The sequence below is a fragment of the Kitasatospora sp. Ki12 genome, assembly GCF_054601375.1.
This window is the reverse complement of sequence record NZ_BAAIHT010000001.1, coordinates 3642939-3664068: the sequence shown is the minus strand read 5'-3', so window position 1 is coordinate 3664068 and position 21130 is coordinate 3642939. Positions and strand designations below refer to the sequence as shown.

At 75.9% G+C, this 21130-nt stretch carries 18 protein-coding genes; 11 read left to right on the top strand and 7 right to left on the bottom strand.

The window, feature by feature from the left end; genetic code table 11:
* Window positions 1–9: 9 nt before the first annotated feature.
* On the top strand, window positions 10–795 hold the full coding sequence (yaaA, locus tag ACYP53_RS16205; protein WP_189918408.1) for a peroxide stress protein YaaA: 786 nt from the start codon (window positions 10–12) through the stop codon (window positions 793–795).
* A 28-nt stretch (window positions 796–823) separates the two neighbouring features.
* Here the strand turns inward: yaaA and ACYP53_RS16200 are convergent, their stop codons facing one another.
* From ACYP53_RS16200 to ACYP53_RS16190, 3 genes are read right to left on the bottom strand one after another with little or no spacing between them, the layout of a single operon-like run.
* Window positions 824–1963: a bifunctional RNase H/acid phosphatase gene (locus ACYP53_RS16200; RefSeq protein ID WP_459647788.1), complete on the bottom strand. Its 1140-nt coding sequence runs from the start codon at window positions 1961–1963 to the stop codon at window positions 824–826.
* A 4-nt stretch (window positions 1964–1967) separates the two neighbouring features.
* On the bottom strand, window positions 1968–2711 hold the full coding sequence (locus ACYP53_RS16195; protein ID WP_459647787.1) for a zinc ribbon domain-containing protein: 744 nt from the start codon (window positions 2709–2711) through the stop codon (window positions 1968–1970).
* Between the two features lie 23 nt (window positions 2712–2734).
* A complete protein-coding gene (locus ACYP53_RS16190; RefSeq protein ID WP_459647786.1) occupies window positions 2735–3571 on the bottom strand; it encodes a Nif3-like dinuclear metal center hexameric protein in 837 nt (278 codons plus the stop codon).
* A 569-nt stretch (window positions 3572–4140) separates the two neighbouring features.
* On the opposite strand from ACYP53_RS16190, the gene lanL reads away from it, so the two are divergent.
* The 6 genes from lanL to ACYP53_RS16160 all read left to right on the top strand — a co-directional run bounded on the left by lanL (window position 4141) and on the right by ACYP53_RS16160 (window position 11856).
* Complete coding sequence (lanL, locus tag ACYP53_RS16185) at window positions 4141–7173, top strand: class IV lanthionine synthetase LanL (RefSeq protein WP_459647785.1); 3033 nt, start codon at window positions 4141–4143, stop codon at window positions 7171–7173.
* A complete protein-coding gene (locus tag ACYP53_RS16180) occupies window positions 7170–9161 on the top strand; it encodes a S9 family peptidase (RefSeq protein WP_459647784.1) in 1992 nt (663 codons plus the stop codon). Before lanL ends, ACYP53_RS16180 begins: the two co-directional genes overlap by 4 nt.
* A gap of 217 nt (window positions 9162–9378) precedes the next feature.
* Window positions 9379–9522: a VenA family class IV lanthipeptide gene (locus ACYP53_RS16175; RefSeq protein WP_158835523.1), complete on the top strand. Its 144-nt coding sequence runs from the start codon at window positions 9379–9381 to the stop codon at window positions 9520–9522.
* A gap of 538 nt (window positions 9523–10060) precedes the next feature.
* Window positions 10061–10978 (top strand): ATP-binding cassette domain-containing protein, encoded by a 918-nt coding sequence (locus ACYP53_RS16170; protein WP_459647783.1) that lies wholly within the window; start codon window positions 10061–10063, stop codon window positions 10976–10978.
* Window positions 10975–11520 (top strand): ATP-binding cassette domain-containing protein, encoded by a 546-nt coding sequence (locus tag ACYP53_RS16165; protein WP_459647782.1) that lies wholly within the window; start codon window positions 10975–10977, stop codon window positions 11518–11520. Before ACYP53_RS16170 ends, ACYP53_RS16165 begins: the two co-directional genes overlap by 4 nt.
* A gap of 165 nt (window positions 11521–11685) precedes the next feature.
* Entirely contained in the window at window positions 11686–11856 is a 171-nt protein-coding gene (locus ACYP53_RS16160) for a hypothetical protein (protein WP_189918521.1), read from the top strand.
* Window positions 11857–12012: 156 nt separating this feature from the next.
* Here ACYP53_RS16160 and ACYP53_RS16155 read toward each other — a convergent pair whose 3' ends face one another.
* Complete coding sequence (locus ACYP53_RS16155) at window positions 12013–13095, bottom strand: alcohol dehydrogenase catalytic domain-containing protein (protein ID WP_189918389.1); 1083 nt, start codon at window positions 13093–13095, stop codon at window positions 12013–12015.
* A 227-nt stretch (window positions 13096–13322) separates the two neighbouring features.
* Here ACYP53_RS16155 and ACYP53_RS16150 point away from each other — a divergent pair, with 227 nt between their 5' ends.
* The 4 genes from ACYP53_RS16150 to ACYP53_RS16135 all read left to right on the top strand — a co-directional run bounded on the left by ACYP53_RS16150 (window position 13323) and on the right by ACYP53_RS16135 (window position 17546).
* Entirely contained in the window at window positions 13323–13976 is a 654-nt protein-coding gene (locus ACYP53_RS16150) for a class I SAM-dependent methyltransferase (protein ID WP_459647781.1), read from the top strand.
* 171 nt (window positions 13977–14147) lie between these two features.
* A complete protein-coding gene (locus tag ACYP53_RS16145; RefSeq protein WP_459647780.1) occupies window positions 14148–15413 on the top strand; it encodes a hypothetical protein in 1266 nt (421 codons plus the stop codon).
* A 7-nt stretch (window positions 15414–15420) separates the two neighbouring features.
* A complete protein-coding gene (locus tag ACYP53_RS16140; RefSeq protein WP_459647779.1) occupies window positions 15421–16428 on the top strand; it encodes an N-acetylmuramoyl-L-alanine amidase in 1008 nt (335 codons plus the stop codon).
* 215 nt (window positions 16429–16643) lie between these two features.
* Window positions 16644–17546, top strand: a complete 903-nt coding sequence (locus ACYP53_RS16135) for a hypothetical protein (protein ID WP_459647778.1) — start codon at window positions 16644–16646, stop codon at window positions 17544–17546.
* Window positions 17547–17674: 128 nt separating this feature from the next.
* Here the strand turns inward: ACYP53_RS16135 and ACYP53_RS16130 are convergent, their stop codons facing one another.
* The 3 genes from ACYP53_RS16130 to ACYP53_RS16120 all read right to left on the bottom strand — a co-directional run bounded on the left by ACYP53_RS16130 (window position 17675) and on the right by ACYP53_RS16120 (window position 20922).
* The gene (locus tag ACYP53_RS16130; protein ID WP_373313771.1) at window positions 17675–18733 is read right to left on the bottom strand and encodes a prenyltransferase/squalene oxidase repeat-containing protein; all 1059 of its coding nucleotides are present in this window, start codon (window positions 18731–18733) and stop codon (window positions 17675–17677) included.
* The gene (locus tag ACYP53_RS16125) at window positions 18730–19473 is read right to left on the bottom strand and encodes a class I SAM-dependent methyltransferase (protein ID WP_189918379.1); all 744 of its coding nucleotides are present in this window, start codon (window positions 19471–19473) and stop codon (window positions 18730–18732) included. Before ACYP53_RS16125 ends, ACYP53_RS16130 begins: the two co-directional genes overlap by 4 nt.
* A gap of 138 nt (window positions 19474–19611) precedes the next feature.
* On the bottom strand, window positions 19612–20922 hold the full coding sequence (locus tag ACYP53_RS16120; protein WP_459647777.1) for a glycosyltransferase family 4 protein: 1311 nt from the start codon (window positions 20920–20922) through the stop codon (window positions 19612–19614).
* Between the last annotated feature and the right edge of the window lie 208 nt (window positions 20923–21130).

The window sequence follows — 21130 nt, the reverse complement described above, 5'->3', positions numbered from 1 at the left end:
GAGTCCGCTGTGCTGGTGCTGTTGCCGCCCTCGGAGGGCAAGGCCGGGTCCGGCGACGGCCAGCCGGTGGCGCTGGACCGGCTGTCACTGCCCGGGCTGACGGCGGCGCGCGGGGCGGTGCTGGACGCGCTGGTCGGCCTCTGCCGGGGTGACGAGGACGCCGCCGCCGAGGTGCTGGGCCTCTCCCCCGGGCTGCGCGGCGAGATCGCCAAGAACGCCGGTCTGCCGACCGCCGGGGCCCGTCCGGCGGGCGAGGTGTACACCGGGGTGCTGTTCGACAACCTCGGCCTGGCCACCCTGGACCCGGCCGCCCGCGACCGGGCCGAGCGCTCGCTGCTGGTGTTCTCCGGCCTCTGGGGGGCGGTGCGGATCTCGGACCGGATCCCGTCCTACCGCTGCTCGATGGGCGTGAAGCTCCCCGGCCCCGGAGCGCTCGGGGCGCACTGGCGCGGCGCGATGGCCTCCGTGCTCCCGGAGGTGGCGGACGGACTGGTGCTGGACCTGCGCAGCTCCGCGTACGCGGCGGCCTGGAAGCCGGCCGGCGAGGTGGCCTCCCGGACCGCGACCGTCCGGGTGCTGCAGGAGCGGAACGGCAAGCGCAGCGTGGTCAGCCACTTCAACAAGGCGACCAAGGGCCGCCTGGTCCGGGACCTGCTCGTCGCCGGGGCGGAGCCGAAGACGCCCGCCGAGCTGATGGACGCCCTGCTGGAGCTGGGCCACCGGGTGGAGCTCGCGGCCGAGGGCACGGCCCGCAAGCCGTGGCAGCTGGACGTGGTGGTCACCGAGGTGCACTGAGGTGCGCCGAGCGCACCCCGGTGACCGGTCAGCGCAGGTGCGAGGTGTCGTTGAGCAGCCGCAGCGAGGCGTTGCCGTCCGCGTAGTACTGGACGGCGCAGATCGAGGCGGCGGCCAGCTCCATCCGGTACATCGAGTCCGGCGGGGCGCCGAGGGCCAGCCGGACCAGCGTCTTGATCGGGCTGACGTGCGAGACCACCAGGACGGTCTTCCCGGCGTACCGGGCGATGATCTTGTCCCGGGCGACGCCGGCCCGGTGGGTGAGGGTGGTGAAGCTCTCGCTGCTGCCGGTCGGCTTGGCCTTGGCGGAGCCGAGCCAGGCCGCCAGGTCGTCCGGGTGGCGCTCCTGCACCTCGGCGAAGGTCAGGCCCTCCCAGTCGCCGAAGTCGACCTCGCGCAGCCCGTCCTCGTACCGGACCTCCAGACCCAGCCGGGCGGCGACCGTCTCGGCGGTCTGCCGGGTGCGGCGCATCGGGGAGGCGACCACGGCCTGGACGCTGCCGCGCGCGGCGAGCGCCTCGGCGGCCCGCTCGGCCTGCCAGCGGCCCTTCTCGGAGAGCTCCGGGTCGCTGCCGCCGCTGCCGGAGAACCGCTTCTCCGGGGTGAGCGGGGTCTCGCCGTGGCGCAGCAGGACGAAGGTGGTCGGGGTACCGAGGTCGGCGGGGGCGGCCCAGCCTGCCTTGGGGGCGGCGGTCTCCAGCGGCGGTTCGTCGACGGCGACGGCGGAGGCCTTCGGCCTGGGCTCCCACTGGCGCCCGGCCTTGCCCGCGTCCATCGCCTCGTTGGCCAGCCGGTCGGCGTCCTTGTTCCGCTCGCGCGGGATCCAGGTGTACGTGACCCGGCCGCGCGGGAGGACGGTGCGCGCCTCGGCGGCGAGCGGCTGCATGTCGGGGTGCTTGATCTTCCAGCGCCCGGACATCTGCTCGACGACCAGCTTGGAGTCCATCCGGACGTCCACGGAGGCGTCCGGGTCGAGCTCGCGGGCCGCCTTGAGGCCCGCGATCAGGCCCTTGTACTCGGCCACGTTGTTGGTGGCGTGGCCGATGAACTCGGCGGCCTCCGCGACGATCTGCCCGGTGTCCCCGTCACGGACCACCGCGCCGTAGCCGGCCGGCCCCGGGTTGCCCCGGGACCCGCCGTCCGCCTCGACGATGAAGCGCGCCGCCATCGGCTCAGACGCCCGAGTCGGCCGTGCGGACCAGGATCCGCGAGCAGTTCTCGCACCGGACGACCTTGTCGGCCGGCTCGGCCTTGATGGCGTTCAGCTCGGTGATCGAGAACTCGGTGCGGCAGCCCTCGCAGCGGCGCTGGTAGAGGCGGGCCGCGCCGACGCCGCCCTGGGTCTCGCGCAGCTTGGTGTAGACCTTCAGCAGGTCGGCCGGGAGGACGGCGGCGACGGTCTCGCGGTCGCGCTTGACCTTGTCGGCCTCGGCGTCGATCTCGGCGAAGGAGGCGTCGCGGCGGCCCTCGGCCTCGGTGAGGACGACGGTGGAGTGCTCCAGGCGGGCGGACAGCTCCTCGACCCGGGTCAGGGCGCTCTCCTGGCGCTCCATGATCTCCAGCACGACCTCCTCGAGGTCGCCCTGGCGCTTGGCGAGCGAGCCGATCTCGTGCTGGAGGTTCTCCAGGTCCTTCGGCGAGGTGATCGCGCCGGAGTCCAGCCGCTGCTGGTTGCGGGCGGCGCGGGCGCGGACCTGCTCCACGTCCTGCTCGGCCTTGGTCAGCTCGCGGGCGGTGTCGCCCTTCTGGGCCTCGGCGGCGATGACGAGGTCCTTGAGCGCGGTGTGGTCGGCGGAGGCCTTGTCGATCTCGGCGTGCTCGGGCAGCGTCCGGCGCCGGTGGGCCAGCTGGTCGAGCTTCGAGTCGAAGGCCTGGAGGTCGAGCAGGCGGTTCTGGTCGGCGGGCGCGGCGTTCAAGCGAGGAGCTCCTGTGAATCGGGTCAGGCGGTGAAGGACATGGGGGCGTGCGCGGTCCACGGGTCGGTGACCCGGTGGGAGACCTTGGTCTCCACGGTCCAGCCGCGCTTGTCGGCGGCGGACTGCAGGGCGCGCTCGGCCAGGCCGAGCCAGGGCCACTCGGTGGCCCAGTGGGCGGCGTCGAGCAGCGCGACGGGCGCCGCCTCGGCGGCCTCGGAGGCCGGGTGGTGGCGCAGGTCGGCGGTCAGGTAGGCGTCCACGCCGGCCGCGCGCACCTCGGCGAAGAGGCTGTCGCCCGAGCCGCCGCACACCGCGACCCGGCTGATCAGCCGGTTCGGGTCGCCCGCGACGCGGACGCCGGCGGCGGTGGCGGGCAGGCCCTCGGCGACCTGCGCGGCGAACGCGGTCAGCGTCAGCGGGGGCTCCAGCAGGCCGATCCGGCCGGTGCCGCGGCGGCCCAGCGGGTCGGTCGGGTCCGGCACCAGCGGGCCGGTCACCCGCAGGCCCACCGCCTCGGCGAGCGCGTCCGAGACGCCCGGGTCGGCGTGGTCGGCGTTGGTGTGGGCGACGTGCAGGGCGATGCCGTTGCTGATCAGCGTGTGCACCACCCGGCCCTTGAAGGTGGTCGCGGCGACGCTGGTGGTGCCGCGCAGGTAGAGGGGGTGGTGGGTGACCACCAGGTCGGCGCCCCACTCCACGGCCTCGTCGACGACCGCCTGGACGGGGTCGACGGCGAACAGCACGCGGCGGACCTCGGCCTGAGGGTCTCCGCAGACCAGGCCGACGGCGTCCCAGGACTCCGCCCACTGCGGCGGGTAGACCTCTTCGAGCGCGGTGATGACGTCGGACAGTTTCGGCACCTGTCGAGACTACCGTGCGCGCGGGGGCGGTCGGGCCTCGGCCGTTCGGGTGCGGGGGCCGCCGCGCGGCCGCGGTGGGGCGGCGGCGGGGCACCGGCCGGGGCGGCGCGGCGCGGCGGGCCCGTCGGCGTCCGGTTCGAACGGCTCCCGGCCGGGGTTCGGACGGGGGTGCCGAGGGCGCACGGATGCGCGTCAACCTGCGGCGGGGGCGCTCGGCGGGCCCCGCGCGGGCCGTGTGCGCTCGCACGCCCGGCGTCCGCTGCACACATCAGAGCTCTCGTACGAATTCGAAACCGCCCCCGGATCACCCTTACGAGTGAAGTGACCGGCTCTGCGTTGAGCCGCCGGTTTTTCCGAAACTAACTTCAGTCCTGCGAACGGGAGTTGCCCCGGCAGTAGCCCCGACCGGGGCGGCCACGGCGGGCACCCCGTCGGCGCGGGCCGACCGGACCCGCCGGACCGCGACGGTCCGGCCCCCACCGAGGGGCGCGACAGAAACCGATCAGGCCGGGCCGCACGCCCGGGTGCCGGAGCAGTGGGCACCAGCGGGCGGCGGCCATGACGAAGGGATGTGGTGGCGGATGGGGGCGGGCACATCACTGCGCACGGCCGGGGACAGGGGATCGGTGGAGCGCGGGGCGGCTGCAGCCGGTCCGTGGCCGGAGACGACGCGGGCGGCACTGGCCGGCGCCGGGGACCGGGGAGGCCGCGGTGGCTGGGACGTCACCGTCGGTGGCTTCTGGTGCACGGCCAGGCCGTCCGCGTCCTCGCCCCTGCCCGCACAGGGGTGGAAGCTGCACGTGAGCGCGGCGTCCTTGGCGGGCGAGGAGGTGCTCTCGGCCGTCGTCCGGGTGCTCGCCGAGGACCCGTGCGGCTTCAAGTTCGCCGCCGCGCCGGAACGGCTGCGGGAGCTCAACTCCCGCAACAGCGACCGCGGCTCGGCGGGCAAGTTCATCACCGTCTACCCGTACGACGACGGGCAGTTCCAGCGGCTGGCGGCCGAGCTCGACCGGGCCACCGCCGGACTGCCCGGCCCGGTGGTGCTCTCCGACCGCCCGTATCGGCCCGGGAGCCGGGTGCACTACCGGTACGGCGCGTTCGCGCTGCCGGCGGAGCTGGGCAACGACGGGGAGTACCGGTCGGTGCTGCGCGGGCCGGACGGCGAACGGGCCGAGGACGTGCGCGGGGGGTCGTACCGGGCGCCCGGGTGGGTGCGGGACCCGCTGCGCGCCGGGGGTGCCGGGAGTACTGAAGGCGGGAGCGGCAGGCGGCGGGGCGGCGTGCTGCTGGCCGGGCGGTACGCGGTGACCGCCGCCGTCCGGCACGGCGCCAAGGGCGGGGTGTTCCTGGGGCGGGAGGCGGCGAGCGGCGCCGAGGTCGTGGTCAAGCAGGCCCGGGCGCACATCGAGGTCGACCGCGCGGGCACCGACGCCCGCGACGCGCTGCGGCACGAGGCCGCGCTGCTCGACCGCCTGAGCGGGCAGGAGCTGGCACCGCGCGTCGTCGAACTGATCGAGCAGGACGACTCCGTCTTCCTGGTGCAGGAACGAATCGCCGGACAGCCGCTGGGCAGCTGGGTCGCCGCCCGGCTGCGTCGCGACGGCAGCCCCGACGTCGACTGGGCCGAGGCCGGGCCGGTCGCGCACGCCCTCCTCGACCTGGTCGAGCGGGTGCACGCCCAGGGGCTGGTGCTGCGCGACCTCTCCCCCGGCAACGTCATGGTCCGCCCGGACGGCACCCTGCGGCTGGTCGACCTCGAACTCGCCGCCGAGACCGGCCGGGCCGCCGGATCGGCCGGCACCCCCGGCTACCGCGCCCCCGAACACGGGCCCGGCCGGCTCGCCCCCGCGGGCAGCTGCGTCGCCGACCCGGCCGTCGACCTGTACGCCCTCGGCGGCCTGCTCTTCCTGCTGGCCACCGGCCACGACCCGCTGCTGCCCGAGGACCTCCCGCGGGCCCGCCCGGTCGCCGAACGGCTCGGCCGCTGGCTCGCCCTCGCGGCGCGGACCGGGACGACCGCGCGCCGTCTGGCACCGGCGGTCCTCGGGCTGCGCGCCGAGGAGCCGCAGGACCGGTGGACCGTCGCCCGGGTCCGGGAGGCGCTGCGCGGCGGCTCGGCCGCGCCGGGCGCCGGGGCGGCGCGGCGCGAGGACGCCGCCGTGCCGGGCGCCGGGGCCGGTGGAGCGGTCCGGCCCGCCCTGGTCACCCCGCTCTGGCACGCTCCCGCCCACGTTCCCGCTCCTGCCCCCGCTTCCGCCTCCGCTCCCGCGCCTGCTTCCGCCGGGCACGACGAGGCCGCACCCCTCGACCGCCTGCTGCACGACGGCCTGCGGCACCTCGCCGCCACCGCCGCCCCGGAGCGGCGGGACCGGCTGTGGCCCGCGGTGCCCGCCGGCGAGCGGACCGACCCGTGCAACGTGCAGCACGGCGCCGCCGGGGTGCTGGCCCTGCTGGCCCGGGCCGTCACCACCGGGCAGCTGCCCGCCGAGGTGCGGGCGGAGGCCGCGCGGACCGCCCGGACCGCCGCGGACTGGATCGAACGGCGCATCGCCGCCGAGCCGGTGGTGCTGCCCGGGCTGCACTTCGGACGGTCGGGGACGGCCTGGGCGCTGCTGGACGCCGCCCGCGCGCTGGACGACCCCGGGCTGGCCGCCCGCGCCGCCGGGCTCGCCCGCCGGATCCCCGTCGAGTGGCCCAACCCGGACGTCTGCCACGGCGCGGCCGGTGCCGGATTCACCCGACTGCGCTTCGCCGCCGACGACTTCGGATCCGGAGCGGATGGTGCCGGCCCGGACGACGGCGGCGCCCAGGAGTTCCTCGACCGCGCCGCCCACGGCGCCCGGGCCCTGCTCGCCGCCGCCCGCCGGGAACCGTACGGGACGGTGTGGCCCGTACCGGCGGACTTCGACTCGGCGCTCGCCGGGATCACCCACCTCGGGTTCGCCCACGGCGCGGCCGGTGTCGGCGCCTTCCTCCTCGCCGCCGCCGGGGCGACCGGCGACCGGTCCCTGCTCGCCGGCGCCGCCGAGGCCGGGCGCACCCTCGCCGCGACCGTACGGTGGGGCGAACGGCCCGGCGAACGGCCGGGCGCCGGGCGGGACACCGCCTGGTGGCCGCAGAGCGCGGACGACCCGGAGCACGTCCGGCTCGCCCACTGGTGCAGCGGCTCCTCCGGCGCGGGCAGCTTCCTGCTGCGGCTCTGGCTCGCCACCGGCGACACCGAGGCGCTCGACCTGGCCCGCGCCGCCGGCCGCGCCGTCCTGGCCGGCCGCTGGCACGGCGGGGCGAGCGCGTGCCACGGCCTGGCCGGCGACGGCGAGTACCTGCTGGATCTCGCCGTCGCCACCGGTGAGCCCGGATTCCGCACCGGCGCCGAGCAGTTGGCCGAGCTCCTCGCCGCCCGGGCGGCCCGGCGCGACGGACTCCTGATACTCCCGGACGAGACCGGCACCGGCTGCGCCCCCGCCTACGGCACCGGCACCGCGGGCCCGCTGGCCTTCCTGCTGCGGCTGCGCCACGGCGGCCCCCGGCTCTGGCTGGACCCGGTGCCGCCCGCCGGACTCCGGCTCCCCTCCACAACGGGCGGGGTGAGCGGAGCATGAACGTGGCCACCCGCACCCTGACGCAGGCGCTGCGTCGGCTGAGCTTCACCTTCGCCACCGACGGCAGTCACGCTGCCTGCCTGGCGTCCTCCGCCGACAGCGGCTGGTACGTGGAGAGTTGGCGGCTGCCGCCGGACGGCGCACCGGCCGCGCCGATCGCGCTGCCGCTGCCCGGCAACCGTTCGGAGAGCCTGCGCTCCCAGCTGGTCGCACTGCCGGACGGCTCGGTACTGGTCTGCCGGCACGACGGCGAGCGGCACGACCTGGTCCGCCTCCACTACGGCGAGACCGCCACCGTGGAACAGCCGTTGGCCTCCCTGCGGATGGCCGGACTGCGCCTGCTGCCGCTCCCGGTCCCGGCGGGTGCGGGCCCCCGGGCGCCGGTGGCGGTCGCCCTCGGCACCGACACCCGCCCGGCGACCACCGCCTGGCTGGTGCGGACGGACGGCAGCGAACCCGAACGGGTCGCCGAGATCCCGGGCCTGCACGGCGGCGGCGCCTGGCTGGACCACACCGGCGCGCTGCTCGCACTGGACCGGGTGAACGCGGGCCTGGTCCGCAGCGTGGTGCTCGACCTGCGCACCGGCGCCGCCACCCCGCTGCTGGAGATCGGCGAGCGCAGCAACGACCGGCTGGTGCTGTTCGACCCCGACAGCCGGTTCGCCATGGTGCGCAGCGACGCGCCCGGCACCGACCGGCTCGGCTGGGGCGTCCTCGGCGGCGGCGAACCGCTGCGCTTCCCCGAGTGCCTGCACGTCGCGGGCATGTTCCTGCGGCCGGTCGCGCTGCGGCGGGGGCCGGACGGCCCGCGGGTCGCGGTGCAGATCGACCACGGCGCCGGCTCGGCGCTCGCTCTGTGGCGGCCGTCCGTCGGCCGGCTGGAGCCGCTGCCGGTGCCGCCCGGACGGCTCGGCGCGGTCGGGCACTGGGACGCGGCCGGGCTGCGGCTGCCGTACTCCTCGCCCGACCATCCGGCGGCGCTGGCCACCCTGGACGTGGACGCGCTGCTGGCGCACGGCCCGGTGCCGGCCGGGACCGGCCCGATGCCGCTTCCGCTCCAACTCGCCCCGCTGTCCTCGGGGTTGCCCGGGCCGTGGCGGGACACCGTACTGCCCTGGCAGCCCGGCGCGGCGCGCCCGCCGCGGACCCCGCCGCCCGGCTGGCGGCTGGACGGCAGCACCCCGCCCGGCGAGGGCGGCCGCTGGCAGCCCGCACAGAGCCTCGAACTGGCGGGCCCGGCAGGCCCGTTGGAGGCCGTGGTGTACGGCGGGGACGCCTGGCTGAGCAGCCCGCACCTGGTGCTGGCGCTGCACGGCGGCCCGGCCGACGCCTGGCGGCTGGAGTTCGACCCGGCGCTGCAGCGGATGGCCGCCGAGGGCCTGGCGGTGGTCGCGCCCAACCAGCGCGGCTCCACCGGCTACGGCGTGCCGCACGCGCTGGCCATTCGCGGCGCCTGGGGCGGGCCCGACCTGGACGACGTGCTCTACCTCCTGGACGGCATCGCGGGCCAGCGCGCGGCGCTCGGCCTGGAGCCGCCGGCCCTGTTCGGGGTCAGCTACGGCGCGTTCCTGGCGCTGCTGGCGGCCGCGCACGCGCCGGCCGGGCAGGTGGCCCGCTGCGCGGTGGTCGCGCCGTTCCTGTCCGGCGCCCGGCTGCTGGCCGAAGCGGCTCCCCCCGTACGGGCGTTGACCACCCGGCTGGGCGGCGGCGAGCAGATCGCCGACGCCCGCGGGCCGCGCGACGTCCTGCAGCTGGCGCACCGGCTGAGCGCGCCGCTGCTGGTGGTGCACGGCAACCGGGACGAGGTCGTGCCGGTCGGCCAGTCCCGGTCGCTGCGCCACGAGTTGCTGCGGATCGGCCGGATCGAGGGCGAGGACTTCCGGTACGTCGAGGCGGCCGGGTCCGGACACGAGGTGCTCGTCGAGGAGGGCGCCGCCGTGCTGCACGAGCTGCTGGCCGCCTTCCTGCGGACCGGCCGACCGGGCTGAGCCGTCCGGGCCGAGCCGCCCGCCCCGCGCGCGACCGAGCCGAGCTGGACCGAGCCGAGCTGGGTCGAGCCGCAGCGCACACCTTTCACAGACTCCCGGGCCCCTGTGCGGCCCGGGGTACCGACCCCGGCGCGGTGGATGGAGACCGCCCGGGGTGCGACACCCGACGCCCGTTCGCAGATCGCGGTGGGCGTGACCTCTAGGGGAGGAACCGATCATGGAGAACACGGTGGACTTCGAGACCGACCTCGCGGCGCTGCAGGACCTGCCGGAGACCGAGTCCGTCGAGCTGACCGGCCACGGCAACGGCTGCCAGTACACCTGTCTCATCCTGACCTGCCTGCTCTTCACCGTCAGCTGAGCCACCGGCTCGGCCGACCGCCGACCGGGCGGTAGTCACCGGGTGCCGTCCCCGCCTGTCCGGACAGGCGGGGACGGCACCGGCCTTCCCGCCCGCCGGCTCCCCCGCAGTAGCCCCCAACACCCCGACGGGAGCCCCCAGTTGCCCCCGCCCAGCCGGGCCGCACCAAAAGTCGACGACGCCGACCTCCCGCGCGGGGCCGGACGGCCGAGGCCCGCCGGCCCGCCCGCGAGCCCGCCCGCGTGCCTCCGCGCACCGGAAATCGGCGGGGCCGATGTTCCGTGCCCGGCGGGTCACCCGGGTGGGGCCTGCTGTTCCGGCAACTGACGCTCACCCGGGCACCGCTGGTGCGGATGCCGGCCTGGTCCGGGGTGGAGGCGCTGCCCCCGCTGATCTCCGGGCTGCTCGTCTCCACCGCCGTCGACCAGGGGTTCCTGGCCGGCCGGCCCGGGGTCGGAGTGGCCTGGCTGAGCGGCTTCGGCGCGGCCATGGCCGTCCGGGCGTACGCGACGCGGGCCGGCTTCCCGTACTCGCCGCCGTGGTGGAACCGCTCCGGGACGCCCTGGTCGAACGCGTGGTCCACAGCGCCCCCGCCCGCCCCACGGCGGATCCGGCCGAGATCGCCCGGCTCACCGAACAGGTCGAGTCCGCCCGGCAGTTGACCGCGACCCTGCTGCGCACCGTGCGCGGCGTCGGGGTCACCCTGCTCGCCGCCCTGACCGGCCTGGCCCTGCTCGCACCCGCCGTCCTGCCACTGGTCCTGCTGCCGCTCCTGGCCGCCGGGCTGCTCTTCGCCCGGCTGCTGCGCCCTCTGGTGACGCGGAGACGGGCGGTGGTCCTGGCCGAGGAACGGCTCGCCGCCGAAGCCGGACGGGCCCTGCACGGGCTGCGCGACGTCCAGGCCACCGGCACCGGCCCCGAGGTCGCCCGGTCCCTGGCCGAGGCGGCCGGGGAGAGCGCCGCCGCCCGGGCCCTCGGCCGGGCCTCGGCCCTGCGCGCGCTCGTCGTGGCACTCGGCGGACGCCTCCCGGTCCTGGCCGTCCTCGCCGCCGCCCCCTGGCTGCTCGCCCACCGGGCTCTCACCCCCGGCGAACTCCTCGGCGTCGCCACCTACCTCGTCCAGCAACTCGACCCGGCCGTACGCACCCTGGCCGGCACCGTCGGCGGCCGGCTGCTCAACCTGGCCGTCGTCCTCGACCGCCTGGCCGCGACCACGACGACACCCACGGCCACGGCCACGACTGCGGACGGTCCGCCCCCGGCCCCCGCGGCCGCCGATGTGCGGCTGGTGGGGGTCCGGTACGGGCACGGCGGGGGCGCGGTGCCCGTGCTGGACGGCGTCGACGCCGGCTTCGGGGCCGGGGAGCACGTGGCGGTGGTGGGGCCGAGCGGGGCGGGGAAGTCGACGCTGGCGGCGCTGCTGGCCGGGGTCGCGCAGCCGACGGAGGGGGGGTGACGGTCGGTGGGGAGCGGCCGGTGCCGGGCCGGTCGGTGGCGCTGGTGCCGCAGGAGGCGTACGTGTTCCCGGGGTCGGTCCGGGAGAACCTGGCCTGGCTCGATCCGGGTGTCACCGAGGAGCGGCTGGGCGCGGCCGTGGCGCTGCTGGGCGCGGAGGGTCTGGTGGCGCGCCTGGGCGGACCGGCCGCCGCGCTGCTCGATCCGAGTGAACTCTCGGCAGGTGAGCGCCAGTTGCTGGCACTGGTGCGGACCTACCTGTCGCCCGCCCCGGTCGTGGTGCTGGACGAGGCGACCTGCCACTTGGACCCGGCGGCGGAGGAGCGGGTGGAGCGGGCCTTCGCCGCCCGGCCGAGGACGCTGGTGGTCGTCGCGCACCGCATCAGTTCCGCGCTGCGGGCGGACCGGGTGCTGCTGCTGGACGGCGGGCACGGGCTGACGGCCCGGCACGGCGATCTCCAGGTGCTGTCCCCGCTGTACCGCGAGCTGGTCGGGCACTGGCTCGGTTCCGCGCCCCGGCCCGGCGCGGGGCGCGTGTCATGATCTCGATAGGATCTCGCCCGTCCCGGCCGTTAAGGTGTCCGGGTCACGGGCCGCGATCACCGGCTACGGGCGCGTACCGAGCGCCCGATCGGGGACCCGACCGCGCGCCCCCGGCGCCGGGCGGGCGCCGATGACCTGCACCCTCCGCACGGAAGACGATTTCTCATGTCCGACACCCTCACCGACACCACCGGACCCGCGATCACCGGGACCGACGCCGACGAGAAGACGGCCGCGGACGCCGCGCACGGCCGCCACCGGGGCCGGTCCGCCGCCGACGACACCTCGGAGTCCGACCCGCACGGCCGCCACCGCGCGGCCGCGGCACGGGGCTGATCCCACCGCACCCGACGTGCACCGGGCCCGCCGAGGGGAGCAGCGCTCCCCGGCGGGCCCTCGTCATTCATCGCACGGTATTCACATCACTGTTCTCACATCACGGCATTCACATCACCAACGGCAGCCGATACGACGACAACCGGGCGCGGTCCGTCAGTCCATCGTCACGACGGTCCGCAGCGCCTCGCCGCTGCGCATCTGCGCGATCGCCTCGTTGACGTCCGCCAGCCCCACCCGGTGGGTGATCATGCCGTCCAGGTCGATCCGCCCGGCCCGCCAGAGGTCCACGACCAGGGCGACGGTGCGCCCGACGGTCGCCCCGCCGTAGAGCGAGGGCAGCAGGCGCTTCTCGTTGAAGAACAGCTCGCCCATGGTGAATTCGGCGAGGTCGTCCTGCGCGCCCGCGCCGATGACGACCACCGCGCCGCCGCGCCGGGCCGCGTCGTAGCCGGCCCGGACGGTGGCCGCGCGGCCGACCGCCTCGAAGACGTAGTCGAAGCCGCCGCCCGGCAGCTTCTTGGCGACGGCCTTGAGGTCGTCGGGGGCGATCGCCTCGGTGGCGCCGAAGTCGAGGGCGCGCTCGCGGCGGGAGGCGACCGGGTCGACGACGGTGATCCGGCCGGCGCCGCAGACCCGGGCGCCCTGCACGGTGGCGATGCCGACGCCGCCGGCGCCGATGACCGCGACGGAGGCACCGGGCTCGACCTTGGCGGTGTTGACGGCGGCGCCTATGCCGGTGGTGACCCCGCAGCCGATCAGCGCGGCGGCCTCGTAGGGCAGGTCGGCGGGGATCTTGATGAGCGCGTTGGCGGAGACCACGACCTCGTCGGCGAAGGCTCCGGTGCCGTAGAAGCCGGAGGCGATCACGCCGCCTTCCTCGATCCGGAAGCCGGGGGCGCCGAGCCGGCGCAGGCTGGCGACGCAGAGGTGGCCGCGGTCCTTGGCGCAGTGGTCGCAGCGGCCGCAGGGGGCCATCCAGCAGAGCACGACGCGGTCGCCGACGGCGAAGCCGGTCACGCCCTCGGCGACCTCGACGACGTCACCGGCACCCTCGTGGCCGGGGACGAAGGGCGCGGGCTGGGGCAGGACGCCGTTCATCGCCGAGAGGTCGGAGTGGCAGAGGCTGGCGGCGCGCATCCGGACCCGGACGCTGCCTCTTCTGAAGCCGACCGCGGTCACGTCCTCGCGGACGTCGAGGGTGTCCTGGCCGGTCTTGTGCAGGACGGCTGCGCGCATGGTGCTGCTCCCTGTGTGCATGGCGTGACGCGGAGTGGATCCTCGGACTGGGCGATTCTGACATGGCCTCCGCAATATCAGTAGAACGGGTTTCACAAGGGTCGGCAAAGAGCGCGATTCCCGGCCGCCCTGGTTCTCCCACCGCCCCCGCCCGCCCTCACCACCGCCACTACCGTCGAGTAGGGTCCCAGCACGTCCGTCCACGACCCGACCCCGAGGAGCATCGCATGTCCGACCTGCTGGAGGGCGCCCGCCCCGCACCCGAGGTGCTGGCGGCGTTCGAGGCGGCCACCGGGTTCATGCCGGTGGACGAGGGGCTCGCGCTGTACGCGGCGGCGGTGGCGGCGGCCCGGGAGACCGGCCTGCCCGTGCTGGAGATCGGCACCTACTGCGGCCGCTCGGCGATCCTGCTGGCGGCCGCGGCCCGGGAGACCGGGACGGTCGCGCTGACCGTGGACCACCACCGCGGCTCGGAGGAGCAGCAGCCCGGCTGGGAGTACCACGACACGTCCCTGGTCGACCCCGAGGTCGGCCTGATGGACACCCTGCCCCGCTTCCGCCGCACGCTGCACGCCGCCGGGCTGGAGGACCACGTGGTGGCGCTGGTCGGCCGCTCGCCGCGGATCGCCGCGCTGTGGGGGCGCCCGCTGGGCCTGGTGTTCATCGACGGCGGGCACACCGACGAGCACGCGACCGGCGACTACGAGGGCTGGGTGCCGCACCTGGCGCCGGAGGGCCTGCTGGTGGTGCACGACGTCTTCCCGGACCCGGCGGACGGCGGCCAGGCCCCGTACCGGGTGTACCTGCGGGCGCTCGCCGAGGGCTTCGAAGAGGTCTCGGTGACCGGCTCCCTGCGCGTCCTGCGCCGGCCCGCGCGCTGACCGGAGGCCGACCGCCGGCTTGTCGCCCCGACCCGGGATCCACCGAGCCGCCCCACGGCCCCGCGCCGATGCTCTAACGTCGTGCCGGGGCTGTCGGGCGGGGGTTCGAACGGTACGGTGGCCGCGCAGCACCAGGCAGAGCATCGGCGGACGGTGGGGGCCAGCAGCGACATGACGGACCAGCAGAACACCGCCCCGGCGGTCTGGGACCCGACGGCGCGCGGCGGCGCCGGCGGCTGGGTGCGCGGCCCGCAGAACGCGGCCGGCACCGAGGCCGCGGCGCCCCAGGCCCCGGCCGCCCCGCAACCGCCCGCCGCCCCGCAGCACCAGGCCGCCCCACCGGCCCCCGCCGCCCCGCAGGCCCCGGTCGACCCCCGTCTGGGCATGCTCGCCCCGCCGCCCCAGCCCGGTGCCGCCGGCGACCAGGGCCCGCCGCTGGGCGCCCGCCCGTACCTGGCCACCGCGCCCGGCTACGACCCGCAGACCGCCCCGATCCCGCGCACCGCCGCCCCGCCCCCGACGGGCCCGCCGGCGGCCTCGCCGTTCCCCGCCCACGCGACCGGCCCGCAGCACCAGGGCCCGCCGCAGGGTTACGGCTACCCCCAGCCGCCCGCCGCCCCGCCGCAGCCCCCGTACGGCGGCCGGCCCGACTACCCGACCGACTATCCGGCGGACTACCCGACGGGCTACCCGGACGAGGACGAGAAGCGCCCGGCCGACCGCAAGGCCCCGCTGCTGATCGGCTTCGCCCTGCTGCTGGTGCTGGCGATCGGCGGCGGTCTGCTGTTCGCCGCCCGGGGCGGCGGGGACAAGGACGGCCAGGCCGCGCCGGCCCCCACCGGCGCCCCGGCGACCGGCTCCGGCAACCCCCAGCCCGCCCCCGCGCCCACCGGTACGGACGCCGCGCCGAGCGGCGCCGCGAGCGCCCCGGCCTCCCCCACCGCCGCGCCGTCCCCGACCGCGACCGGCGCCGGGCCCGCCGCCCAGGCCCAGGCGCAGGCACTGGACGGCCTGCTGAGCGAGGGCGAGAACGCCAAGGCCCCGATCGGCAGCGCCGTCGCCAAGGTGAGCAGCTGCCCGTCGAAGGCCGACATCGAGAGCGCGGCGCAGGTGTTCGACAGCGGCGCCACCCAGCGCGCCACCCTGCTGACCAAGCTCGGCAAGCTGAGCGTCACGGACGTGCCGGGCGGCGCGGACGCGGTGAACTCGCTGAAGTCCGCCTGGCAGCTGTCCGCCGACATCGACAAGGCGTACGCGAGCTGGGCGCGCGCCGTCGCCGCCCAGGGCTGCTCCGGCCGGGCCCCGAGCACCGCGGACAAGAAGCACGCGGACGAGCTCAACCCGCAGGCCACCCAGGCGAAGACGGACTTCATGACCAAGTGGAACCCGATCGCGAACAGCTACGGCCTGACCCCGCGCACCCAGGACAGGATCTGACCGACCCGTGACCGGTACCGCCCCCCGCCCGCACCGCCGTTCCACCCTGCTGCGCGCCACCACCGTGGTGGCCGCGGCCGTTCCGCTCTGCACGGCGGGCTGGCTCGGCTGGCGGGCCCTCGACCACTCCGGCCCGGCGGGCGCCACGGCCGCCGCCTCCGCCCCGGCCTCCGCCACTGCCCCGGCCTCGACCCGGCCGGGCGCCGCGGACCCCGCCGCAGCGCCGCTCACCCCGCCGGTCGCGCCGCCGCCCTCCGCCGACGCCCCGACCGGCGAAGCGCCCACCCCGAGCGCCCCGACCGGTACCGCCACCACGGCCGCGCCGGCCGGCACCGCGGCGAACGGCCTGGCCGGCCGCACCGTCGTCCTCGACCCCGGCCACAACCCCGGCAACTTCTCGCACACCGCCGAGATCAACCGCCAGGTGGACATCGGCAACGCCCGCAAGGAGTGCGACACCACCGGGACGGAGACCAACGCCGGGTACACCGAGGCCGAGTACACCCTGGACGTCTCCCGCCGGGCCCGCGCCATCCTGGCCGCCCGGGGCGCCACCGTGGTGCTGGTGCAGGACGGTGACCGCCCCTGGGGCCCGTGCATCGACGAGCGCGCCAGGTCCGGTGCCGACGCGCACGCCGACGCCGCGGTCTCGGTGCACGCGGACGGCGGCCCGGCGAGCGGCAGCGGCTTCCACGTGATCATGCCCGGCAGGGTGGTGGCCGGCAAAGCGGACAACTCCGCGATCGTCGAACCCTCGCACCGGCTCGGCCTGCTGCTGCGCGACCAGTTCCACACGGCGACCGGCGAACCGTACGCCGACTACACCGCGGACCAGGGCCTGGACACCCGCTCCGACCTGGGCGGCCTCAACCTGTCCGCCGTCCCCAAGGTGTTCATCGAGTGCGGTAACATGCGCAACTCGACGGACGCGAAGCGGATGACGGACCCTCAGTGGCGCCAGCAGGCGGCCCAGGGGATCGCCGACGCGTTGACCGCGTTCCTGACGACTCGATAGAAGACTCGGGGACCCGGTACGGGAGTTGGGCCGCGCACCCCGGCGGACGGAGCTCCGCCCAACCCGCGCGGTTTGCAACGACTTCGCCCCATTCCCGGTCCCGCCGTGCACCGGCAGGACGGTTGGGCCTAGGCTTCTGGTCCGTTCGGGAGTTTCGGCCGGTCAGCCCGACCGCACGAAGCACCGTCCACGACACGTCAACGAGGGGAACGTTAGTGAATCTGCGCGCTCTCACCAGGGGAGACGCCGCCGTCGCAGGCGCGGCCGTCCTGCTCTTCATCGCCTCCTTCCTGCCCTACTGGACCGTGAGCTGCGCCGGCCGGTACTGCGGACCCGACGCCTCGCAGAACGCGTGGAGCACCGAGCTGTTCCCCATCCTGCCCTCCATCTACCTGCTGGGCATCGCCGCAGCGGTGCTGATCCTGGTGCAGCGCTTCCAGGGCCAGGCCGCGACCAACCGCCAGGTGCTCGGCCTGCGGCTGGACCAGTGGGGCATCGCCCTCGCCGTCGCGGCGCTGTGGACCTCGGTCTGGTCCCTGGGCGGCGGCCCGTCCGGCGGCAGCATCAGCCACGGCTTCGGCGCCTGGCTCGGCTTCATCTCGCTGATCGTGCTCGCCGGTGCGGCCGCGGCCGGCCCGCTGGTGCCGGCGCTGAAGGCCCCGCTGGTCACCGACCGCCCGGCCGCCCCGTTCCAGGGCGGCTTCCCGGGCCAGCCCGGTCACCCGGGTGCGCCCGGCCAGCCCGGTCAGCCCGGTCAGCCCGGCCAGTACGGCTACCCGGCGCAGGGCCACGACCCGGCGTTCGGCGCCCAGCCCGGCTACGGCTACCCGGCCCCCGGCCAGCCCGGTCAGCCGCAGGACGCCGGCGCGCCGGCCCCGCAGCCGACCCAGGCCGCGCAGCCGGCCGCCCCGGCGGCGGACTTCCAGCCGTTCTGGTTCGCCGTCCCGGCGCCGCGCCAGCTGGCCCCGAAGGACAACCCGGCCGGCGCTCCGATCGGTGAGGTCGTGCCCGGCACCTGGTACCTGGCGGTCGAGCAGCGCGGCACCGCGCTGGTCGCCCAGCTGGCGGACGGCACCCAGGGCGTGCTGGCCGACACCACGGGCCTCCAGCGCGGCTGACGCCCCGGACGGCACAGTCCTCGGACGCACGCGCGGTCTTCGGACCCGTGTGCGGTCCCGGACACACACGAAGGAGGGGCGGGACCGGTGAACCGGTCCCGCCCCTCCTTCGTGTCTTCTCCCCGCCCTCAGCAGCAGTCCTGGACCACCAGCCCGGCGGGCAGCTGCTCCCCGCCGAAGACCGCGACCGTCGCCGGGTCACCGCCGAGCGCGGCCACCGCCAGCAGCAGCGCCCCGGCCGTCCAGGTGGTGCGCTCCTCCGGCCAGATCGCGTCGTCCTCGAAGACGTACCCGGTCCAGTACGAGCCGTCCTCGTGCCGCAGGTTCTGGATCCAGCGCAGGATGTCCACCGCGCGGTCGGATTCCCCGATCGCCCACAGCGCGAGGGCCAGTTCGGCGCTCTCGCCGCCGGTCACCCAGGGGCGGTCGCTGACGCAGCGCACGCCGAGGCCGGGGACGACGAAGCGCTCCCAGTCCCGCTCGATCCGGGCCACCGCCGCGTCGCCGCGCAGGCCGGTGCCGAGCACCGGGTAGTACCAGTCCATCGAGTAGCGGTCCTTGTCCAGGAACCGCTCCGGGTGGTGGGTGACGGCGTGCCGCAGCCGGCCGGCCGCGAGCTCCCAGTCGGGCTGCGGCTCCTCCAGGTAGTCGGCGATGGCCAGTCCGCAGCGCAGCGCGTGCAGGATGCTGGACGAGCCGGTGAGCAGGGCCTCGTCGGTGGCGGTGCCGTCCTCGCCGACCCGCCAGGCGATCGGGCCGCCGGGCAGCCGCAGCGAGACGATGAAGTCCAGGGCGCGCCGGACGACCGGCCAGATCCACTCCAGGAAGGCGTCGTCGCCGGCGCTGAGGTGGTGGTGCCAGACCCCGACCGCCACGTAGGCGCAGAAGTTGCTCTCCTTGGCCCGGTCGGTGACCACGCCGTCGGTGTAGGCGGCGTACCAGGAGCCGTCCGGGTTCTGACTGGCGGCGAGCCAGCGGTAGGCGGCCTCGGCGGCGGCGTGCTCGCCCGCCGTGTCGAGGGCCATCGCGGCCTCGGTGTGGTCCCAGGGATCCAGGTGGTGGCCGGCGAACCACGGTATGGCACCGTCGGGGCGCTGCTCGGCGAGGATGCTGCGCACGGTGTCGGCGGCCTGCGCGGCGTCGAGCACCCCGTCGAGGAGCAGCACCTCGGGGACGGCGGCGGTCACGCCGCGCCGCCCGGGGCGCGGTTGGGCTTGGCGGCGTAGGCCACGAAGCTCTTGCCGATGACGGGGTTGAGCGCCCGCTCGGCGGCCTTGGTGAGGGTGCTGATCACCGGGGTGCCGACGATGTCCCAGACCAGCAGCTGGTGGTAGGCCTTGACCGGCAGCGCCTTGTCGTTGTCCACGCCGACCGCGCACTTGATCCACCAGTACGGCGAGTGCAGCGCGTGCGCGTGGTGGGTGCCGTACGGCTCCAGGCCGGCGTCCTTGAGCTTGCCGAGCAGCTCGTCGCCCCGGTAGATCCGGATGTGGCCGCCCTCGACCTCGTGGTACTCGTCGGACAGCGCCCAGCAGATCTTCTCGGGCAGCCAGCGCGGCACGGTGACGGCGAGCAGGCCGCCGGGCTTGAGGACCCGGAACATCTCGTTGAGCACGCCCTTGTCGTCGGGGATGTGCTCCATCACCTCGGAGATGATGATCTTGTCGAAGTACTCGTCCTCGAACGGCAGCGCCAGCGCGTTGCCCTCCATCGCGACCGCCGAAGCGCCCTCGGGGGCCTCACCGGCCTGCTCCATCGCCGCGAACCACTTCTTGACCTCGGCGATCTCCTCGGTGTTCTGGTCGAGGGCGATCACGTTGGCACCGCGGCGGTAGCACTCGAACGCGTGCCGGCCCCCGCCGCAGCCCAGGTCGAGCACCCGGTCGCCGGGGGCGAGCGGGAAGCGCGAGAAATCGACGGTCAGCACTGCGGGACTCCCATTCCTATTGCTACCAAGCGTCCTTGACGCTTCGTCATGCCTCGTCACACCTCGTCGCGCCCCCGGCCGACGCACCCCGTTCCGGGGCTGGCGGCTCCGCGCGGGCACTCCCGGGCCGGGCCCGGTTCAGGCCACGTACCGCCAGCCGGGGCCCGAGCGGGCCCGGGCGCCGACGCCGGTGGCGATCGCCGCGCGGTAGGCCTCGGCGGTCAGCTCGGCGGCCCGCTCCCAGGTGAACCGGGCCAGCACCCGCTCCCGGCCGGCCGCGCCCAGTTCGGCGCGCAGCTCCGGGTCGTCCAGCAGCCGGCCGAGCGCGGCGGCCAGCGCGTCCGCCTCACCGGGCGGCACCGCCAGGCAGGTCTCGCCGTCCGGTCCGGCCACCTCGGGGATCGCCCCGCCGGTGGTCGCGACCAGCGGGGTGGCGGTGGCCATCGCCTCGGCGGCGGGCAGCGAGAAGCCCTCGTACAGCGACGGGACGCAGGCCACCTCGGCCGAGCGGTACAGGTCGACCAGCTCGCGGTCGGTCAGGCCGCTGCGGAACTCGATGTGCTCCGCCAGCCCGAAGCGGCGCACCGCCTCGGCCACCGGCCCGTCCTCCTTCTGCGGCTTGCCGACCACCACCAGGTGGGCGTCCCGCTCGGTGCGGACCTTGGCGAGCGCCTCGACCAGGAAGACCAGGCCCTTCAGCGGGACGTCGGCGCTGGAGGTGGTGACGATCCGTCCGGGCACCCGCTCGACCGCGTCCGAGGGCGACCAGAGCCGGGTGTCGGCCCCGATCGGCACCACCGAGATCGCACCGGGCGCGGCGCCCAGGTGCTCGGCGATCTCGCGCTGCGAGCTGCCGGAGACGGTGATCACGTGGTCCAGCCGGGCGGCGACCCTGCGCTGCATCCGGGTGAAGGCGTACCAGCGGCGCAGCGAGAGCCGCTTGAGCCGGGTGGCGGCGGCGTCCAGCTCCAGCTGCCGGTCCACGGTGATCGGGTGGTGGATCGTGGTGACCAGCGGGAAGCCGTGCCGGGCCAGGCCCAGCAGGCCGTAGCCGAGGGTCTGGTTGTCGTGCACCACGTCGTAGCGGCCCTTGTGGGCGGCCAGGTACTGCCGGGCGCGCAGCGAGAAGGTCAGCGGCTCGGGGAAGCCGCCGGTGCGCATGGTGGCGAACTCCAGCACGTCCACCGGGCCGCGGAACTCGCCGCGGGCGGGGGTGCGGAACGGGTCGTCGGCGCGGTAGAGGTCCAGGCTGGGCAGCTCGACCAGGCGCACCGAGCCGGGGCCCTCGACCTCGTCCAGCACCGGGTAGGGCTGGGACCCGATCACGTCCACGTGGTGGCCGAGCGCGGCCAGCTCACGGGAGAGGTGCCGTACGTACACGCCCTGACCGCCGCAGAAGGGGTCCCCGCGGTACGACAGCAGGGCAATCCGCAGCGGCTGCGCGGTCATCCTGGGCCCTCATCTCTAGCTGCTATCTGTGCTGCCGGTCGCTAAAGTAGATCAGGTTTCAGTGGCGGTGGAACTCGTCATCGACCACGTGAACAATGAGAGACCTCGAAGATACCGGCCCGTAGCTTTTCCTCAGGAGCCAGGGCTGGTGATTCCCGCCACGCCGGACCCCGCCCACCCTGCCGATCTGTGGAAGCACACCGCCACT